The organism is Bradyrhizobium sp. Bra64 (genome assembly GCF_024519875.1).
Classification (GTDB): domain Bacteria; phylum Pseudomonadota; class Alphaproteobacteria; order Rhizobiales; family Xanthobacteraceae; genus Bradyrhizobium; species Bradyrhizobium japonicum_G.
Genome location: NZ_JALJRD010000005.1, coordinates 147984 through 164735, shown reverse-complemented (window position 1 = coordinate 164735; position 16752 = coordinate 147984). Strand labels below are relative to the sequence as shown.

General features: G+C 62.2%; 22 protein-coding genes. 16 read left to right on the top strand and 6 right to left on the bottom strand.

All coding sequences use genetic code 11. From position 1 onward, the window contains the following. Positions 1–195: 195 nt before the first annotated feature. Complete coding sequence (locus NR187_RS17750) at positions 196–393, top strand: hypothetical protein (RefSeq protein ID WP_007603456.1); 198 nt, start codon at positions 196–198, stop codon at positions 391–393. A 73-nt stretch (positions 394–466) separates the two neighbouring features. Next, complete coding sequence (locus NR187_RS17745) at positions 467–967, top strand: GcrA family cell cycle regulator (protein ID WP_256807167.1); 501 nt, start codon at positions 467–469, stop codon at positions 965–967. A gap of 318 nt (positions 968–1285) precedes the next feature. Here NR187_RS17745 and NR187_RS17740 read toward each other — a convergent pair whose 3' ends face one another. Beyond that, positions 1286–2761 carry a porin gene (locus tag NR187_RS17740; protein WP_256807166.1) on the bottom strand — a complete coding sequence of 492 codons (1476 nt, stop codon included), beginning with the start codon at positions 2759–2761 and terminating at the stop codon, positions 1286–1288. Between the two features lie 406 nt (positions 2762–3167). Here NR187_RS17740 and NR187_RS17735 point away from each other — a divergent pair, with 406 nt between their 5' ends. Beyond that, complete coding sequence (locus NR187_RS17735; RefSeq protein ID WP_256807165.1) at positions 3168–3674, top strand: MarR family transcriptional regulator; 507 nt, start codon at positions 3168–3170, stop codon at positions 3672–3674. A gap of 10 nt (positions 3675–3684) precedes the next feature. Here the strand turns inward: NR187_RS17735 and NR187_RS17730 are convergent, their stop codons facing one another. The 3 genes from NR187_RS17730 to NR187_RS17720 form a co-directional block, all read right to left on the bottom strand. Beyond that, positions 3685–4797: a S9 family peptidase gene (locus NR187_RS17730; protein WP_256807164.1), complete on the bottom strand. Its 1113-nt coding sequence runs from the start codon at positions 4795–4797 to the stop codon at positions 3685–3687. Positions 4798–5062: 265 nt separating this feature from the next. After that, positions 5063–6034 carry an SDR family oxidoreductase gene (locus tag NR187_RS17725; protein WP_256807163.1) on the bottom strand — a complete coding sequence of 324 codons (972 nt, stop codon included), beginning with the start codon at positions 6032–6034 and terminating at the stop codon, positions 5063–5065. Positions 6035–6178: 144 nt separating this feature from the next. Then, positions 6179–7087: a dihydrodipicolinate synthase family protein gene (locus tag NR187_RS17720; protein ID WP_256807162.1), complete on the bottom strand. Its 909-nt coding sequence runs from the start codon at positions 7085–7087 to the stop codon at positions 6179–6181. A gap of 318 nt (positions 7088–7405) precedes the next feature. Here NR187_RS17720 and NR187_RS17715 point away from each other — a divergent pair, with 318 nt between their 5' ends. Beyond that, positions 7406–7645, top strand: coding sequence for a hypothetical protein (locus NR187_RS17715; RefSeq protein ID WP_094891819.1), 240 nt, complete (start codon positions 7406–7408; stop codon positions 7643–7645). Positions 7646–7804: 159 nt separating this feature from the next. Here the strand turns inward: NR187_RS17715 and NR187_RS17710 are convergent, their stop codons facing one another. Next, positions 7805–8662, bottom strand: coding sequence for an alpha/beta hydrolase (locus tag NR187_RS17710; RefSeq protein WP_256807161.1), 858 nt, complete (start codon positions 8660–8662; stop codon positions 7805–7807). Between the two features lie 21 nt (positions 8663–8683). Between NR187_RS17710 and NR187_RS17705 the strand changes: the two genes are divergently transcribed. From NR187_RS17705 to NR187_RS17650, 12 genes are all read left to right on the top strand, one after another. Beyond that, entirely contained in the window at positions 8684–9520 is an 837-nt protein-coding gene (locus tag NR187_RS17705) for a TetR/AcrR family transcriptional regulator (protein WP_256807160.1), read from the top strand. A gap of 686 nt (positions 9521–10206) precedes the next feature. Next, entirely contained in the window at positions 10207–11454 is a 1248-nt protein-coding gene (locus tag NR187_RS17700; RefSeq protein ID WP_256807159.1) for a phage portal protein, read from the top strand. Continuing rightward, positions 11454–11777: a gene transfer agent family protein gene (locus NR187_RS17695; protein WP_256807158.1), complete on the top strand. Its 324-nt coding sequence runs from the start codon at positions 11454–11456 to the stop codon at positions 11775–11777. The genes NR187_RS17700 and NR187_RS17695 overlap by 1 nt, the downstream gene beginning before the upstream one ends. After that, positions 11774–12013, top strand: coding sequence for a hypothetical protein (locus NR187_RS17690; RefSeq protein ID WP_256807157.1), 240 nt, complete (start codon positions 11774–11776; stop codon positions 12011–12013). The genes NR187_RS17695 and NR187_RS17690 overlap by 4 nt, the downstream gene beginning before the upstream one ends. Continuing rightward, positions 12014–12508, top strand: coding sequence for an HK97 family phage prohead protease (locus NR187_RS17685; RefSeq protein WP_256807156.1), 495 nt, complete (start codon positions 12014–12016; stop codon positions 12506–12508). A 98-nt stretch (positions 12509–12606) separates the two neighbouring features. Next, complete coding sequence (locus NR187_RS17680) at positions 12607–13665, top strand: phage major capsid protein (protein WP_256807155.1); 1059 nt, start codon at positions 12607–12609, stop codon at positions 13663–13665. 11 nt (positions 13666–13676) lie between these two features. Next, positions 13677–14213 carry a phage tail assembly chaperone gene (locus NR187_RS17675; protein WP_256807154.1) on the top strand — a complete coding sequence of 179 codons (537 nt, stop codon included), beginning with the start codon at positions 13677–13679 and terminating at the stop codon, positions 14211–14213. Beyond that, positions 14213–14542: an HNH endonuclease signature motif containing protein gene (locus NR187_RS17670; protein ID WP_256807153.1), complete on the top strand. Its 330-nt coding sequence runs from the start codon at positions 14213–14215 to the stop codon at positions 14540–14542. The genes NR187_RS17675 and NR187_RS17670 overlap by 1 nt, the downstream gene beginning before the upstream one ends. Positions 14543–14546: 4 nt before the next feature. After that, positions 14547–14987, top strand: a complete 441-nt coding sequence (locus tag NR187_RS17665; protein WP_256807152.1) for a hypothetical protein — start codon at positions 14547–14549, stop codon at positions 14985–14987. Positions 14988–15004: 17 nt separating this feature from the next. Then, a complete protein-coding gene (locus NR187_RS17660; protein WP_256807261.1) occupies positions 15005–15292 on the top strand; it encodes a head-tail connector protein in 288 nt (95 codons plus the stop codon). Between the two features lies 1 nt (position 15293). Then, positions 15294–15716, top strand: a complete 423-nt coding sequence (locus NR187_RS17655) for a DUF3168 domain-containing protein (RefSeq protein WP_256807151.1) — start codon at positions 15294–15296, stop codon at positions 15714–15716. Then, positions 15713–16036 carry a phage head closure protein gene (locus NR187_RS17650; protein WP_256807150.1) on the top strand — a complete coding sequence of 108 codons (324 nt, stop codon included), beginning with the start codon at positions 15713–15715 and terminating at the stop codon, positions 16034–16036. The genes NR187_RS17655 and NR187_RS17650 overlap by 4 nt, the downstream gene beginning before the upstream one ends. A gap of 5 nt (positions 16037–16041) precedes the next feature. Here NR187_RS17650 and NR187_RS17645 read toward each other — a convergent pair whose 3' ends face one another. Next, positions 16042–16737 (bottom strand): hypothetical protein, encoded by a 696-nt coding sequence (locus NR187_RS17645; protein ID WP_256807149.1) that lies wholly within the window; start codon positions 16735–16737, stop codon positions 16042–16044. Between the last annotated feature and the right edge of the window lie 15 nt (positions 16738–16752).

The following is a 16752-nucleotide window of genomic DNA, read 5'->3' as shown; positions in this document are numbered from 1 at the left end:
GCACGCCTTCCCTGACCTGTCGAGCCACGACGCTGCCCGGCACTCCCGGCGGCGCGCGTTGCCGCGTCCAATTTCTCTTGCGATTCCAACGGGCTGAGCCATGACCTCAGCCGGCATTTGACTTCCACCCCCGAACCTAAATAGAGTCTTAATCGTTACTTTTATGTATCTGAGTATGAGGTTAGCGTTCGGACCATGGCCACCGAAAAAGCCGAGACTGACCGCATTCCCGTAACCTTGGCGCTCTCGACCATCACCTATCTGGAGAAGTTGGTGAGACAGGGCACCCACGGCACCAGCGTTCCCGGCGTCGCACGGACATTGATCGAGGAAGGCATCCGTCTCGCCATCAAGGACGGGCTTTTGTCGATTCGCGACAACGGCAGAACGTGAGCGCGCGCCGGACGTGAGGCGGACGGATCTCGAGAGGCGGATGGCCGACATCCTGCAACCTGGGACCGCTACAATGCCTGTTCTCTCAGCGACTTCTTCACCCACTTCTTCACCGACCTGGACCAACGAACGAATTGAACTTCTGAAGCAGCACTTCGAAGCCGGACTTTCGTGCCGCGAGATCGCCGCCGATATCGGCGTCAGCCGCAACGCGGTGATCGGCAAGCTGTCCAGGCTCAATCTGACGCGCAGCCGCGCGGTCGAAGCCCGCAGGCTCGAGCGGAGCCTTGCGCCGGCGCGCGCGACGAGAGCGGTGCCGCGGCTGCAATATGAGATGCTCGCCACCATCTACGGCGAGACCGGCGCGCCGGTGGTCGCCGGGCCGATCGACGAAGCCAATCGCTGCTCGCTGCTGGAGCTTGCCGAGAACCGCTGCCGCTGGCCGATCTCGACGCCGGGTGCGGACGATTTCTGCTTCTGCGGCAATTCGGCGCCGGACGGCCAGTCGTATTGCGCCGGCCACAGCCGCCTCGCCTACCGGCCGAACTCGCGCGCCCGTGTCATGCGCGGCTAGATTCTGCTTGACGCGTTTTCTTTACGCGAACCGGTATCCACTTCGCTTGAAAACGCTTTGCTGAAACGAAAAACCTCCGGCAGGGCATTGCCGGAGGTTTCTGGAGGCTTAGCATCAAGCTAAGAGCCGCAACTTTCGAAATCGGCTGAAAGCTATATAGCTTAGTAACTCAGGTAAGTAAATAAGTCTGGGGCCGATCGAACCGCATGGCTCGTCTTCGTCGCCCGCACGGGCTGCCGGATTTTCCGAACGCCCCTCTTGTAAAAAAGCCCCGGCGGTGTCCCGCCGGGGCTCTCTGATCGATCTGCGAGATCGATGTTAGAAGTTGCGCTGGGCGCGCAGGAGCATGCTGACCGAGTTCTGGTCCTTCAGCTCGTACACGGCCGCCGGCTTCGCAGCGCTGGCAATACCCGGGCTTGCAATGGAGCCGGAGTACTTCTGGTCCAGATGCGACCAGCTCACGTCGGCAGTGAGCGCCAGGTTCTTGACCGGAGTCCACACGGTGTTGACACCGACGACCGCGAAGTTGAAGTCCGGATTGCAAGTAGCGCCCGCGACCGCGATAGCAGCGAAGTTGCCGCAGATCAGGCCCTTGCCGGCATCGCCGTACTTCAACTGGGCGTAACCGCCGTAGACGGCGCTCGCCCAGTTCGGGCTCCAGTTGTGGGTATAGCCACCACGCAAGCCCCAGGTCTTGACGGTATCGATGCCGGTACCGGCACCGAAGACGCCGTCGGAAACACCGGCGAAACCGGTGCTCTGATACGCGGTGCCGCTACCGCTGAACATGAAGAAGCTCTGCGGGAACAGGCTCTGGAAGTTGTAACGGGTTGCACCGTCGGTGTAGACGGCCTGGAAGTTGATGTTGTCGCCCGCGCCGGTCGGGATATTCTTGATCGACAAGGCGCCCTGCACAGCCCAACCCCACTTGTCGGAGGGATGACCGGTCGATTCCGTGGCGCCGTAGTAGGCGGCATGGAGGTCATGCGCGGCAACCGAGATCTGGGCCAGACCCCAGGCCTGGTCGACGCGGACCTGACCGATGATGTCGGGAGAACGCGTGCCACCCCAGGCATTGGCGCCGTAGACGCCCGTCACGAACTGAGCGGCCGTACCCGAGGACACGTTCCAGAGGTTCGACTGGCCGTTCGTCGCCGTCGTCTCGTCCTGCAACGCGAATGACGCGGTGATGCCCTGGCCGAAGTCGGCCGTGTAGGCAACCTGGTTCACACCGTTGGTATGGTTGCTGCCGCCCGGAATGGTGTCGGGACCGCCAGCCGGATAGCTCTGCCACGGGGCGTCGAAGATCGAGACCGTGCGGCCGAACGTGAAGCCGGCGAACTGGATGAACGCATGGTAGAGGCCGAGCGAGGCGGAACCGGTCGAGAACGTCGAGGGATTGCTGCCGGTGGCCGTCTGGGAATCCCAGCTGAAGACCATGTCGGCGTAGGTTCGCACCACGCCATACTCGGTCGCCGTGCGGGTGTCGACGTTGAAGTCGAAACGAGCGCGGCCGGTATAGTAGTTGGTCAGACGGTTGTTCGAGCCCGCGTTCGCGCCCTGCTGGAAGCCATAGTCGCCTGCGCCGCCAAGGATCGCGTCAGCGCGCAGATAACCGCCGAGCTTGATGCAGGTGTCGGTGCCCGGCATGTAGTAGAATCCAGCTCCATACAGGGAGCAGATCTTGACGTACTCGACTGCCTTGGCCTTGACCGGAAGATCGGCCGCCTGGGCTGCACTCACGGCGATCAGACCCGCCGCAGTGCCGAGCAAAAGGCTCTTCACCACTCTCATTTAAAACCTCCAAGTTGCACATTTTGCGGAGACCGGACCGTGAGGCCCCCCAGATCCCCGTCTCTTCAAATCCGCTCGGCCGCTTCGCGCTTTCGGACGCACCTGCTTGAACGCGAGGAACGTGAGCGAACCACCTGCAACGGGACGATCGAGAACCCCCCACCGTCACGGAGCAATATGCCTGCGCCGTTCCCTTAATCAAAATAGTTTATTTAGTCAGCTTTGTGGTTTCGCTAAACCTGTGCCCCGCGCGCAACACCCCGGCTGAGCCAGTCTGCTGAGCTGATCATCTTTGTAATTTTAGTGACGAAATTACCCTGCCCTGCACTTGCGTCAGAGCAGGCTTGCGTGAACTATGGCCGCGCAAAACACCGGCCGCAGGTATTCAGATCACGGGAGTGACGCTGTGTCAGCCACGAGGAAAGAAGGGGCGCGCCTCCGCTCCGTCGGCAATCTGGATATCATCCGGCGCTTCACCTGGGAGATATCGTCGATCAACATGTATCTGGAGGAGCTGCGTCAGTTCTGGGCGAGGACGCTCGGCATCAGCGGCCCGCAATGGCTGATACTGATGGCGATCTCCGACCTCGACAAGGACGACGGCATTCCCGTCAACGTCGTCTCCAAGCTTCTCCACGTCGATCCCTCGTTCGTCACCACCCAGTCCAAGCTGCTCGAGAACAAGGCCCTGTTGCGCCGTCGCCCCTCGCTGACCGACGCACGGGTAGTCCGGTTGTCGCTGACCGAGAAGACGCAGAAGCACCTGGCGAGCCTCAACGAGCAGTACAAGACGATCAAGGAATTCGTCTTCCAGGAATTCGACGAGCAGGAACTCACCGAATTCACCACCAAGCTCGCGACCTTGAAGACCCGTCTCGAAAAGGCCTGCGTCCGCCTGACCCTCGACTTCTGAGGCGGCGTGTCTAGATGCGCCCGGCGGCGCCGAGCCGCGTTTCGAGCCAGTCGAAGATGTATTCGTTGGCCAGGCTCGGATTGTCCGCATGGGACTGCGCCGCACCGGTTTCGGCCGCGGTGAACACCTTCAGCATCACATCCGAGCTGCCGAGCCGCGAGGTCTGGACGATCTGCCGCGCCCGGTCGGCCTTGAGCCAGCCGTCCTCACCCAGCGTGATCAGCACCGGACAGTCGGCGCTGGAGGCCATCAGCGGCGTATGCGGCACCGGCACGATGCTGACGTCGCTCATGGCGAATCGGCTGGCGAAGAAGGCCCGTTCGTGCAGGTCCCAGAGGCCGCCATCGCAGACGGCGGCGGCAAGCCGCGGCTCCTGCAGCACCGCGCGCGCCACGAAGGAAGAGCCCCAGCCGTCGGCCACGATCGCGACGCGCCTGAAATCGACGTCGCTGCGCTTCTCCAGATAGTCCATGACGCTGGGAATCGCGCTTTCGAGATCCCGGCGCCGCAACAATGCGTCGAGATAATCATCGCGCTGGTCGCCGAAAAGGTCGAGTGCCAGCATCGAGAAGCCGCGCTCGCGCGCATGCGGCGCGAGCTTGAACAGGAATTCCTCCTTGCGGTGGCCCGGCTCGCCGATGCAGATCACGGTCGGGGCCTGCTCGCCTGCCGACGGCGCCGGCAGGAAGTAGCCCTGCAGCGAATGTCCGTCGAGCCAGGGTATCGTGACGACGTCGCCGGCCGGGCCGCGCGCCGTGAGGTAGCGGCGGGCGCATTCCTGCATCGCGAGCACGGCAACCCAGCGGCGCTCGTCGGCCTGGTCGAGCGGCATCGCCGCTGCGCCGTAGTAATTCATCGCGCGCAGCCAGTTGCGTTGTGCGCTCGCCATGTGGCCTTCCGCGAACGCGGCCTCGGCGCGATGACGATTGGCCTGCGCCAGCTTTTTCCACTCGCGATGCCAGGATTGGTCTTCGTCGCGCTTCAGCTGCCGCGCGATCATCAGGCATTCGGCGATCGTGGCGCCGCCCTCCTGGGCCGCGGTGAGGAGCCGGGTGAACTCAGCGGAAATGTCCTCTCGCTCCGGGCAAAGGATCCAGTCGTCGGAGAGGCATGCGGGTATCATCGGGAGCTACGCTCTGGTCATCGCCTTACACCTGACTGACTAAACTATTTCGGTTCCCTGACCAAGCTGCCGTGCACCGAATGAGAGCCGTTTAAGATCACCATCGCTTGAACGCATCGACGCGCCGCATGCGTGACATTCCAATTCGTCATGATTGGAGAAAAGCCGGCAACAAAAGCTGGCAGGAGGTGGCACGCAAAATTACATGCGCGCCTCTTGCCATGACGATCATCATACCCATATTCGCGCGCGCTCGTTGACGGCGTCAGCCAAGCCGCCAGCCGACTTCCTGGGTAAAACTTTCATAGAAGGCGCGGTCATAGGCCTGCTCCGGCGTGGCGCGCACGCGCTCGTCGAGTCGGCGGGCGTCCTCGCCCACGAGAATGCGCCAGCGCTCCGCCTTGACGCCGTCGAGAATGATCTTCGCGGCCTGCGCCGCCGTCGTCGGCGCATCCTCGAGGAAGCTGCGCGCGCGCTCGGCGAACGCCGCCTGGATGTCCTCGTCCGACATCCTGTCGGCATCCGGCACACCGGCCGCGACCATGCGCTTGCGGGTCAGCGCGACCTCGTCGGCGCTGAGCCGCTCCGAGCCGTCGGCGCTCTGCACCTTGCGCGAGTTGGAGACGATCGAGGTGCCGATGTGGCCGGGCATCACCACCGAGCATTTGACGTGCGGCGCGTGCAGGCGGAGATCGTTGATCAGCGCTTCGGAAAATCCCTTCACCGCGAACTTGGCCGAGCTGTAGGCGGTGTGCGCCTGGTTCATGCCGATCGAGGCCCAGAAGCCGTTGACGCTCGCAGTGTTGACGATGTGGGCTTCGTCGGCCGCGACCAGCATCGGCAGGAAGGTACGGACGCCGAGATAGACGCCGCCCCAGCAGATGTTGAAGGTGCGTTCCCACTGCTCGCGCGTGTTGGTGAACAGGCTGCCGCCGCCGCCGATGCCGGCGTTGTTGAACAGGAGATGGATCCGGTCCGTCTTCTGCTGCTCGGCGAGTTCGTCGCGGAAGCGCTTGAGATGATCCTCGATCGAAACATCGGCGACATGGGTCGTGACGCGCAGGCCCTGCGGCAGCTTCTCGACCTCGCACAGCCGCTTCGTCTCGGCCATCGCGGCTTCCGAGACGTCGCACATCGCGACGTTGCAGCCCTCGGCGACGAGCTGCCGCGCGAGCTCGCGCCCCATTCCCGTGCCGCCGCCGGTGATGACGGCGATCTTTCCTGCAAATTCCTTCATGGGACTTTCGGCCCCTCCCCTTGTCGGTCTGTTTCTTCGACGCCGCGCCGCATCGGGACGCACGCAAAATCTAGCAGCGCCGCATCCGCAGGTAAAAGCGGATCGGCGCTGCCGGCTTCGAGATCGATTATTTCGGCGGGCGGACTATTCCGCCGCTTCGACGCGTTGGGCGTTCAACGCGCCGAGACCCTCGAGCGCCTTGCGGATCGCCGCCTGCTGCGCAAGCGATGCCTCCGGCATCGGCGCGCGCGGATAGGTCCTGGGCAGGCCCTGCAGCGTCTGCGCGTAGCGCGTGCAGGCCGGCAGATTGTCGGCGATGGCGGCGTTCCACAGCGTCAGCAGCTTCTTGTGCAAATCCAGCGCGCGCGGATGGTCGCCCGCCTTCACCGCGTCCCACAGCGCGACCGAGGCATGCGGCGCCGCGGTCAAGATTGCCGCGATCGAACCATGGGCGCCCAATGTGTAGGACGGATACATCAGGGCATCGACCGCGCTGTAGATCAGCTTGTCCGGCGCCATCATCATGAGGTCGGCGAGCAGCTTGAGATCGCCCGCACTCTGCTTGACGCCGACCACCAGCGGCACCTCGGTCATGATCCGCGTCAGCAGCGCCGGCGACAGATAGGACCACGGCACCACGTTGTAGATGATGATGGGCATGCCGGTCTCGTCGGCCATGGCGCGGAAGTGCGCGACCATCGCCTCGTCGTCGGGCTTGAACAGATAATGCACCGGCGTGACCTGGAGGGCCGCAACGTTCATGTCGCGCACGAGCTTGCCCCGGCGAATCGCATCGCGCGTGGAATCGACGATGATGCCGGCGATCACGGGAATGCGCCCCTTCACCGCCGCCACCGTCGCTTCCATCAGGTCGCGATATTCCTCGTGGTCGAGCGTGTGGCCTTCGCCGGTCGAACCACCGGCGGCGACGCCATGCGCGCCGGCGCCGATCATCCAGTCGACCTGGGGCGCCACGAGCCCAAAGTCGATCTCGCCGTCCTTGCGAAACGGCGTCGTCATCGGCGGAATCACGCCGGTCGGTCGTGCCTTCATGGTCTGCCCTCGCGTTTCCAAAGCCCTTGCTGCGGTCCTGCTCTCCCGGCGGGTATCCGCAGTCTGCGAGCCTATCGGCTGCGAGGGCCCTGTGAAGCGTCACCGGCGCGGCGCTGCCCCCACAATCGGTCATCCCTCGCCCGGTTCCCCGTAGTTGCCCGGCTTCGGTTTATGGGCAATTTTTTTACAATCCGAATCGTCAAATGGACTCCGGACGCTGGGTCGAGTCGGCCAGGCCAGCGTGTTGTTTCAGTCACAGGCTCTGGCACTCCGCTTGCATCCTCTTCGTGGTCAGAAACTACCGATGAGGTGACAGGAATGTTCGTGACCGTCGTTGCCGTGCTCTGCCGGCTTAGTGCAGCCAGCTCAGGCAGTTGCATCGAGGAAATCGTGACCGACAGCAACATGACGCCCGAGATATCGATGATGCAGTGTGCGATCGGCGCACAGGCCCCGCTGGCGAAATGGATGGGCGAGCATCCGATCTACCACGCCAACTGGCGCCTCGATCGCTACAAATGCGTGCCGGGTCATTACGAGATCAAGGGCCACGCCTGACCAAATAAGGCCCCGCAAAACTACTGATATCAAGACTACGGATATCAAGACTGAGGATGAGGAAACGCCCCGGAGGCCGCATGGTCCTTCCGCGCGGGCACCGCCAGCGCCAGCCCCCATTGCGGCGGCGCGCTTTGTGACAACGATCACACCCTCCTCTTAAGCCACCGCCTGCAAAATCATCGCCCGCGCGCGCCGTCCTTCCGGCGTCGGCATCAGCGCGTAATTGTGCGGCTGGTCACGGAGCAGATGCAGCTCGACCGGCACGCCCGCCGCCCGCGCGCGCTCCGCAAGATCGACGCTGTCAGGGTAGAGCAGATCGCGCGTGCCCGAGAAGATCGTCATCGGCGCAAGCGCGCGGAAGGCGCCGTTCAGCGGGCTGACGAAGGGATGGCCGACATCGAGCTCACCGGCATAGAGCCGCCCCGCCTCGACGATGCCCGGAATGTCCTGGATCGGATCCCGGGCCGCGATCGCCACCTGCTCCGGGCGGCTGACCGAGGCATCAGCCGCGGGCGAGATCAGCACCAGCCGGTTCGGCTGCCGGTGCCCGCGATCACGCAACCACTGGCACGCAGCGAGCGCGAGGTTGGCTCCGGCCGAATTGCCGACAACCGTGACCTTTGCGGACCCGGCATCCTCGAGCAGCATGCGCAGCAGCTCGGCCGTCTTCGGGACGATATCCTTCGCCGTGGCGCGCGGCGCCAATGGATAGATCGGGACGACGCAGACAACGCCCGCGTTGCGCGTCATCTGCCCGACGAAGCGCCAATGCGCGGGCACGATCTCGTTGATGAAGCCGCCGCCATGCAGGAACATGACGTGGTTGCACCCCTCATGTCCCGACGACGGCGCCGTGTAATAGACCGGCCATCCGCCCATCTTGGTCAGCGTCGCCTCGACGCCGCGCCCCAGCCCCGTCGGCTCGAACGAGGCCGGCTGCAACGCGAGCTTCTGCACATGCGCCTGCACCGCCTCGGCGGACGCCAGCTGTTGCTTATACGGAAGCTGCCGCAATAGCAGATTGAGGGCGCGGCTTTGCAGGCTCGGTGCGGAATCGCGCTGGGATGGCGTATTGAACACGCAACCGCCCGGACAAAAATGCAAGACAGACACGATCCTGGCAACGCTCATGGCCACATCCCCATCGGCTCTTTCGACGCGGCGTCAAAGAGGCTTGCCGACCCGCCGCCACTTGCGGGTATAATGCGAGCATTCACTCGCTTTTCCTACTCGCATTCAGATCACAAGGCCGTGGCCCGCAAACCGCCGACAAAAGCCCGGAAAAATGCCTCGCAGCAGCGATCCCGCGCCACCGTCGACGCATTGGTAGAGGCCACCGCTCGCATTCTGGTCCGCGAAGGTTTCGAGAAAGCGAGCACCAACCGCATCGCCGAAATCGCCGGCGTCAGCGTCGGCTCGCTCTACCAGTATTTTCCAAGCAAGGAGGCGCTGGTCGCCGCCGTGATCAATCGTCACAACGAGGAGATCATGGGCATCGTCCGTTCAGCGCTGACCGAAGTCACCGACATGCCGATCGACAAAGCCGTGCGCCGCCTCGTCACCGTCGCGATCGAGGCGCACCGCATCAACCCCGAACTGCATCGCGTCCTCGCCGAGCAGATCCCGCGCGCCGGAAAGCTCGACGTCGAAGCCTTCAACCGCGAGATCCACGCCCTCGTCCGGGCCTATTTCGACATCCACCGCAAGGAAATGCGCAAGATCGACCTCGACGTCGCAACCTTCATCTGCGTCAGCGCAATCGAAGCGGTCGCGCACAACACGGTGCTGAACCAGGCCGCGATGCGATCGGACAAGACGGTGCGGACGCTGGTGGATGAGACGACGCGGATGGTGGTGGGGTTTTTGAGGTAGTGGGACGTCGCGGAACGCGTGCTTCCAGGGAAGACGACATCACTTCGGCTCGCGAAAATGTCGTCCGATTGCGATTGCCCTCTCCCGCGCCCAAAGCCCCGATCTACAGACTGGCACGATGACATCATGCCCCTGTTTTGCCCGACGCGTCAAACTGTTTCGGAAAAACGTCATCTCGCCGATGGCTTCGCTACTTTGCATGGGGTTGTTTTCCGCATTTTAGTTTGCCGACCACCGAAGCAGCCATCTGCTGCTGATCGTCGCGCATGCGTCACGGGCGGGAGCCGGCTCCACGCCGAAGGTCAGTCCACCCGACAGATGATTTGAGAAAAATGGTCGGAGCGAGAGGATTTGAACCTCCGACCCCTAGTCTCCCAGGCGAGCGCTGGCATCTGAATCTGCTCACATTTTTTGCAAACTAGGTGATTTTCCCCTCACTGAATTCATTGCGCTTTCGATCTTAATTGCAAACTTTACCGGGCCTAAAAGGCCCCGCGTCGACCGTTACATTGCTATCAATAGAATTATAGCTAAGATATTGATTCAGCGCATCTATTTGCCATAAGCCCGCCACAATCAGTGCGCAAGATAATTGCGCGTTCGGACTTCAATCCGAAATAAATGCACACACAGAGAACCGTCCCTCGCTCGCCTAACCAGCGGGCCAAGCTCTCTGTCGTGTCCAATTGTCGATCGCTTCGCGCTTCAAATCCCTTCTCGGTATCGAGACTAAGGCCAGCCTCGCTGAGCCCGACGACTTCCTGTTGTCGCTGTTCGGCGGCGGACAGACCCTTGCCGGCGCCAATGTGACCCCGGCCAGCGCCATGACGTGCGCGCCGGTCGCGTGCGCGGTGCGGTCGATCTCCGAAGCAGTCGGCCAGCTTCCCTTGCGCATCTACAAACGGCTTGCCAATGGCGGTAAAGAACCGGCGACGGACCATCCCCTCTATCGGCTGCTCGGTGACGCGCCGAACGCCTGGACCCCCGCCTCGCTATTCCGGTCCCAGATCACGGCCGACGCGCTGCTCCAGCCTTACGGCGGTTTTGCGCAGATCGTCCGCGTTGACGGCAAGCCCTATGAACTGATCCGGCTCGACCCGGCGCTTTCGTCGATTGTCGTCGATTACTCCAATTACGAACCGGCCTACGCCATCAAGGCGGACGGCAAGAAGCCGGCGCGCGAAATCCCCGCCGCTGATCTGATACATCTCCACACCCCGGCCTATCGCCCGTCGCGCGGCCTGGTCGGCGAGGCACGCGAGGCCATCGCGCTGTGCATGGTCCTGGAGCAATACGCCGCGCGCCTGTTCGGCACCGGCGCGCGCCCGTCTGGCGTGCTCTCGCTCAAAAGCAACATGACGCCCGACGCCATCGCGAAGGTGCGGGCGGCTTGGCAGGCCGCGCACGGCGGCTCCAACAGCGGCGCCACGGCCATCTTGCCGGGTGATGTGAATTGGCAGGCGCTCGCACTTACAAGCGTTGACGCGCAATTCCTGGAGATGCGCCAGTTCGCCATTCGCGAGATCGCGCGAATCTTCCGTGTCCCGGCGCATATGCTGATGGACACGGACCGCGCCACGCCTCGCAGCATCGAAAGCTTGGGCCAAGAATTCATCTCCATGACCTTGCTGCCTTGGCTTAAGGCCTGGGAGCAGTCGCTCGAATTGAAGCTCTTGGCGAAAGTAGAGCGCGATCAGTTCTGCATCGAATTCAACCTGGACGCCTTCGCCCGCGCTGATCTGCTTGCAAGAGCGCAGGCCCTTTCCGTCGCGGTCGCGGCGCGCATCCTCAATCCGAATGAAGCGCGCTCGATCGGTTTTGGCCTGCCTGCCTACGCCGGCGGCGACAAATTCGAGAACCCCAACACGTCATCTGCACATGCCGGCGGCGCGCTGAACGCTGGCAACGACAACAGCAATCAAGAGGCAGCCTAATGCTTCGTGCGTCTCATACAGCATTCATCGGTGACCAAGAATACGCATTCCATGTCACACCGGCATTGATCGGCGAGCTTGAGGTCAAGTGCGGCCCGATCGGTGCGCTCTGCAATCGCGTGTTCGCTCGCAACTTCGCGCAGGCTGACATCAACGAAACCATCCGCATCGCATTGATCGGCGCCGGCACCACGCCCAAGCGCGCCGCTGAGTTGATCGCGGCTTACGTCGATGGTCAGCCGCTGGTCGAGACGTATGAGCTCGCGGCCAAGATCCTCGAAAAAACCCTGTTTGGAAATCCTTCGAAAGGAAACGACAAGTGAGCTTTGCCACCGGCACGCCCATCAGCGACGCCAACCCGCTACCGACGGCCAAGGTCAGTGTTCAGGACAACACCGGCCGTTGGATCAATCCAGACAGCTACATTCAACATCTGACCTACAACGCTGATGGCAACTTGGCGACCGTGTGGTTTTCAGATGGGGTTCAAACCTGGACGCAAACACTCACTTATGTCGCGGGCCAGCTGAGCAGCATCAGCAACTGGGTAGTCTCTTAAATGGACCGCCTGGAGATAAAAGCGACGCTCAGCGCCAATGACGACGGGACCATCGTCGGCACGGCATGGCCGTTCGGCGAGCCTGACACGACCGGCGATTTGATCGTCAAGGGCGCGTTCAATTTCGTCTCGAATGAGCTTCCGGTTCTGTTTCAGCACAACCCGGCAGACCTTATTGGCACCTGGACCGACGCTGCGGAGACCACCGACGGTCTGGTCGTGAAGGGCAAGCTTCACATGGATCAGCCACGCGCCCGCACGGTGCTCGGCATGGTCAAGAGCGGGTTGGTCTCCGGCTTATCGATCGGCTTCAAAACGAAGTCCTCAACTCAACAGGGCCGCAACCGCGTCATCGCGGCGCTCGATCTCTACGAAATCAGCGTGGTCCGCAACCCCGCTCATCCTCGCGCTCGCATCACCAGCGCGAAGAATTACGACACCGCTGAAGCGGTGGCCGCAGTCATTCGACGCTTCACGGCGGCGTCAACCAACTGACCCCAACCTCTGAAAGGCAAAGTCCCACTCCAATGAAGCATGTTTCCCCAATTGAGCTGAAAGATACCGGCGCCGGTAACGACGACCCGGCCGCGATCGTGACCAAAGCCCTCGAAGGCTTCCAGGGCACGTTCGAAGATCGCATCAAGGCTATCGAGACCAAGTCGGCGGAACGCCTCGATCGTCTCGAAGCCAAGCTGAACCGCCAAGGCCACGGCACGGGCGCGGAAGTCGAGACCAAGTCTTTCGAGACGTTCCTTCGCCACGGCCCGGACGGCTTGAGCGAAATCGAAAAGAAGTCGCTCGCCGCCGCCGGCAACACCGTGCTTACGCCCCCGGAATTCGGGGCGGAAGTGCTCAAGCTCCTGCGCCAGTTCTCGCCCATCCGCCAGTATGCGCGCGTCGTGACGGTCGGCTCGGCACAGGTCCAGTATCCACGCCGCACCGGTTCGACCGCCGCGACCTGGGTCGCCGACACCGCCGACCGCACGTCGAGCGATCCGTCTTTCGAGGGCGTGACGATCACGCCTTACGAAGCGGCGACTTACACCGACGTCTCCAATCAGCTCCTGGAGGACAACGCCTATAACCTCGAAGGCGAGCTGGCTTCCGATACGGCTGAATCGTTTGCCATCGCTGAAGGCACTGCTTTCGTGAAGGGCAACGGCACCACTCAGCCGGCCGGCCTCATGACCGCGAGCGGTATTTCCCAGATTATCACCGGCGCTGCCGCAGACTTCCCGGCCTCGACGCCGGCAGACGTGCTTATCAAGATGTTCCACGCGCTCCCGAATCTCTGGGCTCAGCGTGGCGCCTGGCTGATGAACCGCAACACGATCGCGGCCATTCGTCTGTTCAAGGACAGCATGGGCCGTTACCTCCTGATCGACGACCTCAACAATGGTGCCGCGCCGACGCTGCTCGGCCGGCCGATCGTTGAGGCGCCCGACATGGACGATATCGGCGCGAACAAGTTCCCGATCTTGTTCGGCGATCTCTCCGGCTACCGCATCGTGGACCGGATCTCGTTCCAGGTGCTTCGCGATCCCTACAGCATGGCGACCAAGGGCCAGACGCGCTTCCACTCGCGCAAGCGCGTGGGCGGCTCGATCACGAACCCCGATCGGTTCGTGAAGCTCAAGGTCTCGGCGAGCTAAGGGACACGACTATGCGGCTCGCAGCAAACTTCGCCCTCCAGCTGGGAAGCAAGGCTTACGTCTTGCGTCCGACGCTGCGGGCCGCATTCCACCTCCATCAGAAGTATGGCTTCCCGGCGCTGTATCAGGCCGTCGCAGAAGGCAGCTTCACCGCCATCATGGACCTGATTACCGCGACCAGCGACACCGTTCCGGTCGCATCCGTGCGCAGCATCTTGGATGCGCGCGAACAGCTTCTGGAATTCGTCCTGATCTTGAGCGGCGCCGACACGTCTGATGACAAGCCAGCATCGGGCAAGCCCATGGCGTTCGATGAATACTTCACGCGCCTTTTCCAGCTCGGCACAGGTTGGCTTGGCTGGTCTCCGGAAACTACCTGGAACGCGACAACTGCTGAAATTCTAAGCGCCCGCGAAGGCCGCATGGAAATGCTTCAGGCTCTGTTCGGTGGCAAGCGCGAGGAAGAGACCGCAAACGATCTCGACAGCGTCCGTGACAGGCTCAACGCGATCGGCGACCTCAACGTCCATTCACTGGAGGCCATCTAATGCCCTTTAAACCTCGCCGCGTGTGTAACTGTGGCAATCGCGTCTGGGCTGGCGAGCTGTGCCCCTGCCAGATCAAGCGCAAAGCTGAGAACGACCGGCGCCGGCCGAATGCGAGCGATCGCGGCTATGACAGCCGTTGGAGCAAGGCACGTCGCACGTTCCTGGACAAGCATCCGGATTGCGCCATGTGCGGCAAGCCTGCCGTCGTGGTCGATCACAAGACGCCCCATCGCGGCGACCGAACCAAGTTCTGGGACAAGGGCAATTGGCAGCCCCTATGCACCCATCACCACAACAGCACCAAGCAGTCCCTCGAAAGGTCCAAGTAGTCCCATGCGCCAGATCGAATTCAATGGTGTAACTCGCCTAGTCGCTGATTGGGCTCGGCTGACCGGCATCAGTTCAGACACGCTCACCAAGCGGCTGAACATGGGTTGGTCCGTGGAAGAGGCCCTGACCAAGCCCGTCGGTAAGCAAGGCCGAAAGCCCCAATCGCGGCCTGCGCCGTCCCTCACTCACGGCTTGCCTGCGCTTGTGGAGTGGCAGCGCGACATGCACGCCGCACACCGGCAGATGACGCGTTCAGTCCGGTCGTTCGTCCGTCAGATGGAAGAGCAGATGGCACAGCTACGCCACGGCCTCGACCAGCACCTCGCTGCGCAGCGCGACGAAGCACACCGCCACATCATCGCGTCACACACCCGGGGGGTGGTCTCAGCGGACCAAAAAAGCCGCCCTGACCGGTCCATTTCCTCCGCGCAAGAGACGCTCTAATTGGAGATTTTTTGACCGTGCCCGGTATCACCCTCGACCAGGCTAAAGCCCACCTGAACGTCACCCTGGACGCTGACGACGCGCTGCTTACCGACAAGCTCGCGGCGGCAAAGGCGTGGGTTTCGGCTTACACGGCCGGTGATCCGGATGCGGACGCCGCTCCGGCGCCCATTCGAGAAGCGGTGCTGCAACTGACTGCGCACCTCTACCAGAACCGGGAAGCCAGCTTGATAGGCGTCACCGCCATGGCGCTGCCGTTCGGTTTCCTCGATTTGCTAGCCCCTTACCGCGCATTTGCCTTTTGAAATGACCCCTTCTGACCCCTCTCTCGCCCTCCAGAAGGCCATCCGGTTGCGCCTAATCGCGACCCCGGAACTGATGACGCTGATCCAGGCGGACCATGTGATGGACGCCAACGGGCGGCCAGAGATCATGCCGGCCGTCTACATCGGCGAAGGCCAGACCGTCTTCCGGCGCTGGGACGCCACCACCTACGCCACGTTGCATGTCTGGTTTCAGGAGCCGGGCCTCGCTCAGTGCAAAGAGGCTGTCTCCGCCATCGTCACAGCGCTCCGGATCGACGCTCAGGCGGATGGCGTGCTGCCGATCGACGGCTTCACCGTCCATGACATGCAGGCCACCCAAACCCGTTATCTCCGCGACCCGCACGGCTCCTACAGCCACGGTATTGTTTCGGTCGCGGCCATCGCGAAAGCGAGGGCAGCGTGAGGGCCGGCAACCTCGATCGTCTCATTGAGATCCAGCGCCGCACCACCGGTCTAGACCTCTATGGAACGGTGACAGACACCTGGACCACCTACGCCACCATGCGGGCGCAACTTCTCAAGAATGCCACCGACGACCGCGAGGGCGCGAGTGGGCACACCACCGACGCGGTGCTGACCTTCCGCTCGTATTATTTCGCTTCGCTCAGCCTCAATGACCGGCTGCTCTATGAGGGGCAGCCGTATGAGATCAAAGGTATCACCGAGATCGGTCGGCGCGTCGGGATCGACGTCGTCTGTGAACGGATTGGACTTAGCGTATGAAGCAATCAGACAGACGACTTGATACCATCCCGCTCATATACGTCGGCGAGGTCTTCATCGAAGTTCTTCACGAAGTGATGCATGCGCTGGAGCGTTTGCCGTATCGCATCCAACCTTCGGTGCCGAGGAACAATTCCCGGATCGTATTTGATCATGGACACGATGGTGCTCAGTCGATGAACAATCATCAAGTAGTGCAGGCGGTCTGGGATCTTCAATTGTGGTGCGATATCTCGCAAGAGAGGATCCAACAAATGCGCTTCTACTTGGGCTCTTGCCTTATCGGTTGCAGTGTCCCATCGCATCTGATCGACATGTGTCGTCGCGGCAATCGCTTTTCTGACTGCAAAGAGCAGAGCGGCCGCGGCATGAACGGTCTGGGTGACCAGCACTCCTGCAACTACCCTGGCCTCAGCGAATTCATGCTCTTTTCGCGAAGCATCCGCTTCATCACGCGAAAGCTCAATTGCTTGCGCGGCGCGAATTTGCCTTTGCACAGCAAACCAAGCAATGATCGCAGCGATCAAAGTTACGCAAGCACCAATGACGGAACCAAAAAAGCCAAACCAGTCTGCTCGCGCTCCTTCCCTCGCGAAATTAATCGCAAACATCACCCAAAGCGGCAGGGTGAAAAACGAAACGGCCGTCCCGGCGCAAAACGCCGCCACGGCAAGTGTTGCATTGAGTGTGCGTTGCCCCATCGTCAAAATCTGCCT

Coding starts and splice junctions, on each gene's coding strand:
- NR187_RS17750 (WP_007603456.1), top strand. CDS start 196: ATGGCCACCGAAAAAGCCGAGACTGACCGCATTCCCGTAACCTTGGCG.
- NR187_RS17745 (WP_256807167.1), top strand. CDS start 467: ATGCCTGTTCTCTCAGCGACTTCTTCACCCACTTCTTCACCGACCTGG.
- NR187_RS17740 (WP_256807166.1), bottom strand. CDS start 2,761: ATGAGAGTGGTGAAGAGCCTTTTGCTCGGCACTGCGGCGGGTCTGATC.
- NR187_RS17730 (WP_256807164.1), bottom strand. CDS start 4,797: ATGATACCCGCATGCCTCTCCGACGACTGGATCCTTTGCCCGGAGCGA.
- NR187_RS17725 (WP_256807163.1), bottom strand. CDS start 6,034: ATGAAGGAATTTGCAGGAAAGATCGCCGTCATCACCGGCGGCGGCACG.
- NR187_RS17720 (WP_256807162.1), bottom strand. CDS start 7,087: ATGAAGGCACGACCGACCGGCGTGATTCCGCCGATGACGACGCCGTTT.
- NR187_RS17715 (WP_094891819.1), top strand. CDS start 7,406: ATGTTCGTGACCGTCGTTGCCGTGCTCTGCCGGCTTAGTGCAGCCAGC.
- NR187_RS17695 (WP_256807158.1), top strand. CDS start 11,454: ATGCTTCGTGCGTCTCATACAGCATTCATCGGTGACCAAGAATACGCA.
- NR187_RS17685 (WP_256807156.1), top strand. CDS start 12,014: ATGGACCGCCTGGAGATAAAAGCGACGCTCAGCGCCAATGACGACGGG.
- NR187_RS17675 (WP_256807154.1), top strand. CDS start 13,677: ATGCGGCTCGCAGCAAACTTCGCCCTCCAGCTGGGAAGCAAGGCTTAC.
- NR187_RS17670 (WP_256807153.1), top strand. CDS start 14,213: ATGCCCTTTAAACCTCGCCGCGTGTGTAACTGTGGCAATCGCGTCTGG.
- NR187_RS17665 (WP_256807152.1), top strand. CDS start 14,547: ATGCGCCAGATCGAATTCAATGGTGTAACTCGCCTAGTCGCTGATTGG.
- NR187_RS17655 (WP_256807151.1), top strand. CDS start 15,294: ATGACCCCTTCTGACCCCTCTCTCGCCCTCCAGAAGGCCATCCGGTTG.
- NR187_RS17645 (WP_256807149.1), bottom strand. CDS start 16,737: ATGGGGCAACGCACACTCAATGCAACACTTGCCGTGGCGGCGTTTTGC.